A 7,326-nucleotide genomic window follows, 5' to 3' on the forward strand; every position below is an offset into this window, starting at 1 on the left:
GCGGCGGGGCATGCCGGGGCGGCCGGTCAGCACCCAGGCGGAGATCAGGCAGGGTCCCAAGGCATGGATCCAGATCAGCGGGATGAAGGCATTGTCGCGGGCGGCCAGGTTGCCGATCGACAGGCCGATGGCCAGCAGGGTGACGACCAGCGCGACGCCGATGGCGCCCGGGCGCCAGTCGCCATGCCGGCGGAAGCCGCTGGAGAGCGCGGTCGCCAGCCCGACCATGGCGAAGGCCAGGGCGGTGAAGGGCGAGGCCAGGCGCTGGTGGCCCTCGGCGCGGAACTTGCGGATGTCGCGCTCGGGCAGGTTCTCGGCCGGGTCCGGCTGCAGCAGCTCGCCCACGAAGCGCTCGCGCGAATCGCGGTTGCGGGCGCCGTCCACCTGGCTGCGCGAGGAGCTGGCCAGGTCGACGCTGTTCTCGGCGAAGGTCAGCACCGAGAGGCGGGCCGGGCGGTTCTCATGCGCCGGGTCCATCTGCTGGCGCACGCCGTTCAGCAGGATGACGCGCGGCCCGTTCGGCGTCGCCACCAGCCGGCCCTCCTCGGCCATGATGGTGACCGGCGCGCCGGCCTCGCGGGTGTCGTGCACCAGGATGCCGCGCAGCGTGCCATCGGCCTCCCGCCGGCGGGCATAGACCGTCAGCTCGTCGCCCAGGCTGGAGAAGACGCCTTCCTGCACCAGGATGGCGGCCATCTCGTTGCGGATCTCGAACTGCCAGGCGCGGAAGGCGGCATGGCTGACCGGCACCAGCCAGAGCTGCAGGAACAGGCAGGTCGCGGTCGCCAGCGTCGCCAGCAGCAGCGCCGGGCGGGACAGCTGCCAGTCGGACAGGCCGGCGGCGCGCATCACCACCAGCTCGCGGTCGCCGTTCAGCCGGATATAGCTGAACAGGATCACCACGAAGGTGGTGATCGGCAGGATGACGGCGAAGAAGCTCGGCAGCAGCAGCCCGGTCAGCTCGACGAAGACGGCGAGCGACAGGCCCCGGTCCAGCACCAGCTCGATGAAGCGCAGGCTCTGCGTCAGCCAGACCAGGGCGGCCAGGCCCACGGTCACGGCCAGCAGGCCGATGCCCAGCTGGCGGAACAGGTAGCGGTCGAGACGGGTCATCGGGATGCGAAACACCTCTGGGTCGGCAGGCCGCAGGCGGGGGCAGGCAGCGGTGATGTAGGCCGGGCGGGCGGGGCCGCCAAGCATGCGGCGGGTTTCACGAAGAAACCCCGCTTGCAGTGATCCAGCGGATCACTGCCCTAACAGAAAAGCTTCGATCCAGCGGATCACTGCCCTAACAGAAAAGCTGCGATCCAGCGGATCACTGCCCCAACAGAAAAGCTTCCAGGACGGGGGCGGGGACGATGCGGGTGCGCTCGCCGGGCGGGCCCTCCTGGCGGTGGCTGACCAGCCCGACCAGGCAGCCGCCGGCGGCATCCAGCACCGCGCCGCCGGATTCGCCGGCCTCGAGCCGCAGCGTCATCTCGGCATAGCCGCCGTGCAGCGGATTGTCCTCGCGCATCAGCCCGCTGATCTCGGCAACCTGCTCGCGATAGGGGGTCAGCACCAGCACCCGCTCGCCGGGGCGCGGCCCCTGGGCGCAGAGCGGCAGGCCGGCGGCGTTGCGCGGCGGCGTGTCGAGCTGCAGCAGCGCCAGGTCACGGCCGCCGACATAATAGGTTCCCAGGCCGAAGCGCAGGTCGGCCCGGCCCAGCCGGATCAGCCGCGCCAGCTGGTCGCGGCCCTGGAAGTTCAGCTGCGCCGGCTTGCCCAGGCTGGTGTCGAGGCCGGGGCAGCGCCGCAGCATGCCCTGGCTGCCGTCCAGCAGATGCGCGGCGGTCAGGAAGCGGCCCTGGCCAAGATGGATGGCGGCGCCGGTGGCGAAGCAGGCGGGGCCGATCTCGCTGCGCAGCCCGGCCAGCACGGCGGCCGCCTGCGGCCGCGCCGCGCGGGCGGCGACCGTTTCGACGCCTGTCGCGCCTGCATTGCGGTCGGCCGGCGGGGCCGAGCCGGCGCAGCCGGCGAGCAGCGGCAGCAGGAGCAGGGCAGCCGGCCGCAGGAAGGAGAGCACGGCCATGGCGGCAGGATAGCCCCGGCCGGCCCTCCCTGACAGGGGGGCTACCCGCGCGGCGCGGCGGCGCGGGACAGGCGGTCGTTGATGGCGGCGCCCAGCCCCTGCATCGGCACCGGCTGCACGGCGATCCCCGTCAGGCCCAGCCGCTGGCCCAGCGCGTCCAGCTCCCGCAGCCCGGCGAAGAGGCGGGCGGCCGCCTGCACCACGTCGCCCGATTCGCTGAGCTGCCAGGTGGCGCCGGCGCCGGGCAGGGCCGGGCCGAAGGCGAGCAGCGCCTCGCAGGGCGCGACCGCGGTCGCGTCCAGCCGGACAGGCAGGGCCGGGGCGTAATGCGAGGTCAGCATCCCCGGCGCCGGCCGGGCCTCGTCCTCCGCGGCCGCCGGGGCGGCGCGGCCGATCGGGCCCAGGATCCTTTCCAGCTCGGCCTCGGGGATGCCGCCGGGCCGCAGCAGCAGCGGCACTGGCCCGGTCAGGTCGAGCACGGTGCTCTCCAGCCCGACCGCGCAGGGGCCGCCATCCAGCACGGCGTCGATGCGGCCCGTGAGCCCGTCCAGCACATGGTCCGCCGTGGTCGGCGACACGCCCCCCGAGCGGTTGGCCGAGGGGGCGGCGACCGGCTGCCCGGCGGCGCGCAGCAGCGCCTGGGCCAGCGGATGCGCCGGCACCCGCAGCGCCAGGCTGGGCAGCCCGGCCGAGGCCAGCAGCGCGATGCGGCTGTCGGCGGCGCGCGGCAGGACGAGGGTCAGCGGCCCGGGCCAGAAGGCCTCGGCGAGCGCCCGGGCGCGGTCGTCGTCCACCGCCTCGGCAAAGGCCGAATCGGCATTGGGGAAGTGGCTGATCAGCGGGTTGAAGCTGGGGCGGCCCTTGGCGGCGAAGATGCCGGCCACCGCCGCGGCGTCGCGCGAGGCGCCGCCGAGGCCATAGACCGTCTCGGTCGGGAAGGCGACCAGCCGGCCGGCGCGCAGCAGCTCGGCGGCGCGGCTGACCTGGTCGGCGGCAAGGCGCTCGGTCACCGCGGGATCACTCCGCCCCGTGGCAGACGAAGGGCAGGTTCTCCCAGCCGGGCTTGCCGTAGCCCAGCGGCGACCCGTCGAAGCCGGTGACCCGGCCGCCGGCGGCGACCAGCACGGCTTCCGGCGCCGCGGTGTCCCATTCCATCGTCCGGCCGAAGCGCGGATAGAGGTCCGCGACCCCCTCGGCCAGGCGGCAGAACTTGGTGGCGGAGCCGATCTGGACGATGCGCTGCACCTTCCGCCCGGCCAGGAATTCGGGCAGGCGCGGATCGTCGGCATAGTGGCGGCTGGCCATCACGGTCAGGCCTTCCTCGGGCACCCGCCGCGCCTGGATGCGGCGATGGCCGGAAGCATCCTGCTTCCAGGCGCCCTGGCCCACGATGCCGGTGAAGAGCTCGCCATAGGCCGGCAGGGCGACGGCGCCGAGCCGCGGCCGGCCCTCGACGATCAGGCCGATGTTGACGGTGAATTCCCGCCGGCCGGCGGCGAATTCGCGGGTGCCGTCCAGCGGGTCGACCAGCCAGTAGCGTGGCGCGGCCGCCAGCTCGGCGCCGTCGGAGACCGCCTCCTCGCCCACCACCGGGATCCCGGGGGCGGCCTGGTGCAGGCCTTCGGTGATGATCGCCTCGGCCAGGCGGTCGGCGGCGGTGACCGGGCTGAGATCCTCCTTGCGCTCCACGGCGAAGCCGGCATCGCGGATGGTGAGGATGGCGGCGGCGGCGCTCTGGGCCAGCCGCGCCGCAAGGGCAAGGAGTTCGGCGTCGTTCATCTTTCTGTCCATAGCACGAAGCGGCGCGCCTGGCGGGAGGGGCTTGCCGCGCCCCTGGCGTGACCGGCGCGCGGTGCTATCGTCCTCGGCCCAGCCGCCGACGGAGCCCGCCGCATGACCGATTTCCTCTTCGTCTCCCCCTCCCTCCCGCGGGCGGGCGCGCTGGTGCTGCCGCTGGCCGAGGGGTTTTCGCTGGCCGGCATCGCCCAGGACGCCGATGCGGCCTGCGGCGGCGCCATCGCCCGCGGCCTGGCGGCGGCCAGTTTCAAGGGCAAGAAGGGGCAGAGCTGCACGCTGTGGTCGCCGGGCGCGCATCTGTCGAAGGTGGTCGCGGTCGGCCTCGGCGCCACCGCTGACGCCCGCAGCCTGGAGGCCGCCGGCGGCAACGCCCTGCCGCTGATCGCCGGCGAGCCCGAGGCCTTCGTCGCCAGCGATGGGCTGGCCCCGGCGCTGGTCGCTGCCTTCGCTTCCGGCGCCCGGCTGCGCAGCTACCGCTTCGACCGCTACCGCACCAAGGAGACGGCTGAGGACAAGCCGAAGCTGGTCCGCCTGTCGCTGGCCAGCAGCGATGTGGAGGCCGCCCGCGCCGCCTGGAAGCCGCTGGACGCCATCGCCGACGGCGTCTTCCTAACGCGCGACCTGGTCAGCGAGCCGCCCAACGTCCTGTTCCCGGAGGAGATGGCGGAGCGCTGCAAGGGGCTGGAGAAGCTCGGCGTCTCCGTCGAGATCCTCGGCCAGGCGGAGATGGAGACGCTCGGTTTCGGCGCGCTGCTCGGCGTCTCCCAGGGCAGCGCCCGGGCGCCGCGCATGGTGGTGATGCAGTGGAAGGGCGCCCCCGCCGGCTCGACCGCCGCCCCCGTCGCCTTCATCGGCAAGGGCGTGACGTTTGATACCGGCGGCATCTCGATCAAGCCGGCCGGCGGCATGGAGGACATGAAGTTCGACATGGCCGGCGCCGGCGCGGTGATCGGGCTGATGGCGGCCCTCGCCGGCCGCAAGGCGAAGGTGGACGCGGTCGGCCTGGTGGGCCTGGTCGAGAACATGCCGTCGGGCACCGCCCAGCGCCCCGGCGACGTGGTGAAGTCCTATTCCGGCCAGACCATCGAGATCATCAACACCGATGCCGAGGGCCGGCTGGTCCTGGCCGACGTGCTCTGGTACGCCCGCCAGCGCTTCAAGCCGCGCTTCATGATCGACCTGGCGACGCTGACCGGCGCCATCATCGTGGCGCTCGGCCACGAGCATGCCGGCATGTTCGCCAATGACGACACGCTGGCGCAGCAGCTCTCGGCCGCCGGGGCCGCGACCGGCGAGGCGGTCTGGCGCATGCCGCTGGGCGAGGCCTATGACAAGCAGATCAAGTCCGACATCGCCGACATGAAGAATGTCGGCGGCGGAAGGCAGGGCGGCTCGATCACCGCGGCGCAGTTCATCCAGCGCTTCGTCGACACCAGCGAGGGCGCGGTGCCCTGGGCGCATCTGGACATCGCCGGCACCGCCTGGGCCACCAAGGACAGCGCGGTGACGCCGAAGGGGGCCACCGCCTATGGCGTGCGGCTGCTCGACCGGCTGGTCGCCGAGCATTACGAGGGCTGAGCCGCCGCCCGCCGGAGCGCCGGCCATGGGACTGATCCGCCCGCGCCCGGCGCCGGGCCCGCGGGCGCTGGCCCGGCCGCGGCTGCGCGCCTTCCCCGAGGCGCCGGCGCATGCCGGGCCGGCGCTGGCCGGGGGCGTGGTCGAGCTGCCCGGCCGCGACTGGCCGGCGCTGGGCCGCGCCGCCTGGGCGCTGCTGCCGGGGTCGGCCGGCCGGGTGCTGCTCGACGCCCGCATGCTCTCGGCCGCAGAGGCCGCCGAGCTGTCGCTCTGCCTCGCCCTTGCCGGGCCGGCCGGGGCGGTGGTCGATCTCTGGCATCCGGCGGCCGCCGCGCTGCGCCCGCGGCTGGCCGAGGCCGTCGCGCTGCGCCGCGGCGTCGCCCTGGCGCGCAGCCTGGCGGCGATGGACGCCGCCGTTCCGCGCGACATCGCCCGCCGGCTGCGCGGGCTGCAGCGCCAGGGCATCGCCGTGCAGCGGCTGAAGCGGCGGCGGCTGCGCGCGGCGGGCTTCGGCGGGCTGCTGGCGGCCTCGGGCGCCGCGGCGCCGCGGCTGGTGGTGATGCGCTGGGCCGGGCGGATCGCCGCGCCCCCGCTGGTCTTCGCCGGCCTCGGCGTGACCGGCGCGGGGTCCGCCGGGATGGCCGGGGCCGCGGCCTGCGCCGGCGCGCTGCTGTCGCTGGCCCTGCGCGACAGCCCGGCGCCGGCGGCGGCGGTGCTGGCGCTCTGCGCGCCGGGCGGCGATCTTCCGGACCAGCCGGTGGCGCTGCTGGGCGGCGGCACGCTCGCCCCGGCGGCAGCGCGCCTGCCCGGCCAGCTGGCCCTGGCCGAGGCCATGACCTATGCCGCGCTGGCCTTCCGCCCCGGCGCCCTGGTCGGGCTGGGCCGGCTAACCGAGGGCGCCGGCGCCGCGCTGGGCGGACCTTCGGGAGGAGCAGGCGCCGCGCTGTTCGGCAGCGACCCGCCGCTGGAGGCCGCGCTGGCCGCCGCCGGCGCCGCCACCGGCGAGCCGCTCTGGCCGCTGCCGCCGCTGGCCGGCGACACGCCAGCGGCCCCCGGCCCCGGCGAGGCCGGCCGCGCCGCCGGCTTCCTGGGCAGCGTGCTGGGCGGGCAGCCCTGGACGCTGCTGGACCTGGCCTCGGAGGGCGGGGCGCTGGACAGCGGGGCGGCGGGCCGTCACATCACCGGCGGCTTCGGCGTGCGGCTGCTGGACCGGCTGGCGCGGCAGCGCTTCGAGGACCCGCACCGGCTTTGAGGGGGCATGGCGGATGAGCGAGATCGGCTTCTACCACCTGACCCGGACGCCGATGGAAGCCGCCCTGCCGAAGCTGCTGGGCCGGGTGCTGGCGACCGGCGGCCGCGCCGTGGTGCGGCTGAGCGACGCCGCCCGGCTGGCCAGCCTGGACGCCTCGCTCTGGCTCTGCCCCGATCCCGACTGGCTGCCGCATGGGACCGCCGAGCCGGCGATGCAGCCGATCTTCCTGACCCTCGAGGACGCGGCGCCGAACGGGGCGCGGTTCCTGTTCCTGGTCGACGGGGCGGACAGCGAGAGGCTGGGGGACTATGACCGCGTCTTCGACCTGTTCGACGGCCAGGACGACCAGGCGGTGCAGGCCGCCCGCGCCCGCTGGACCGCCGCCAAATCGGCCGGCCACACGCTGACCTACTGGCAGCAGGGCGCGCGCGGCTGGGAGAAGAAGGCCTGAAGGCCGCGGCGCGGCGCATCCCCGCTTGACGAGGCCGGGCGCGCCGCGACAGTCTCGCGCGCCATGCCCGGGACCTGGATCCTTTGCGACCGACGTCGACGCCACTGCATCGCAGCGGCGGCGTCCCGGGCTGCGCGTCGATCGGCGTCTTTCCGCGTGGTGGCGGCCTCCCTCTAGGCC

Annotated in this window: 7 protein-coding genes; 3 read left to right on the forward strand and 4 right to left on the reverse strand. The window is 75.2% G+C overall.

What is annotated here, in order from left to right; translation table 11 throughout:
• The 4 genes from lptF to cysQ form a co-directional block, all read right to left on the reverse strand.
• The coding region (gene lptF / locus BKE38_RS24295) for an LPS export ABC transporter permease LptF (RefSeq protein ID WP_076959812.1) at positions 1-1,113 on the reverse strand (1,113 nt) is incomplete at its 3' end.
• A 202-nt stretch (positions 1,114-1,315) separates the two neighbouring features.
• Positions 1,316-2,071 carry a trypsin-like peptidase domain-containing protein gene (locus BKE38_RS24300; protein WP_076959806.1) on the reverse strand — a complete coding sequence of 252 codons (756 nt, stop codon included), beginning with the start codon at positions 2,069-2,071 and terminating at the stop codon, positions 1,316-1,318.
• Positions 2,072-2,112: 41 nt separating this feature from the next.
• Positions 2,113-3,081: an L-threonylcarbamoyladenylate synthase gene (locus BKE38_RS24305; RefSeq protein ID WP_076959807.1), complete on the reverse strand. Its 969-nt coding sequence runs from the start codon at positions 3,079-3,081 to the stop codon at positions 2,113-2,115.
• A gap of 7 nt (positions 3,082-3,088) precedes the next feature.
• The gene (cysQ, locus tag BKE38_RS24310; protein ID WP_076959808.1) at positions 3,089-3,850 is read right to left on the reverse strand and encodes a 3'(2'),5'-bisphosphate nucleotidase CysQ; all 762 of its coding nucleotides are present in this window, start codon (positions 3,848-3,850) and stop codon (positions 3,089-3,091) included.
• Between the two features lie 114 nt (positions 3,851-3,964).
• On the opposite strand from cysQ, the gene BKE38_RS24315 reads away from it, so the two are divergent.
• Genes BKE38_RS24315 through BKE38_RS24325 form a run of 3 tightly spaced genes read left to right on the forward strand, consistent with a single transcriptional unit; the run spans position 3,965 to position 7,146 of the window.
• Positions 3,965-5,446: a leucyl aminopeptidase gene (locus BKE38_RS24315; protein WP_076959809.1), complete on the forward strand. Its 1,482-nt coding sequence runs from the start codon at positions 3,965-3,967 to the stop codon at positions 5,444-5,446.
• 25 nt (positions 5,447-5,471) lie between these two features.
• Entirely contained in the window at positions 5,472-6,695 is a 1,224-nt protein-coding gene (locus BKE38_RS24320; RefSeq protein WP_076959810.1) for a hypothetical protein, read from the forward strand.
• A gap of 13 nt (positions 6,696-6,708) precedes the next feature.
• Complete coding sequence (locus BKE38_RS24325; RefSeq protein ID WP_076959811.1) at positions 6,709-7,146, forward strand: DNA polymerase III subunit chi; 438 nt, start codon at positions 6,709-6,711, stop codon at positions 7,144-7,146.
• Positions 7,147-7,326 lie beyond the last annotated feature (180 nt).

This window comes from Teichococcus deserti (assembly GCF_001982615.1).
In the GTDB taxonomy this organism is placed as follows: Bacteria; Pseudomonadota; Alphaproteobacteria; order Acetobacterales; family Acetobacteraceae; genus Pseudoroseomonas; species Pseudoroseomonas deserti.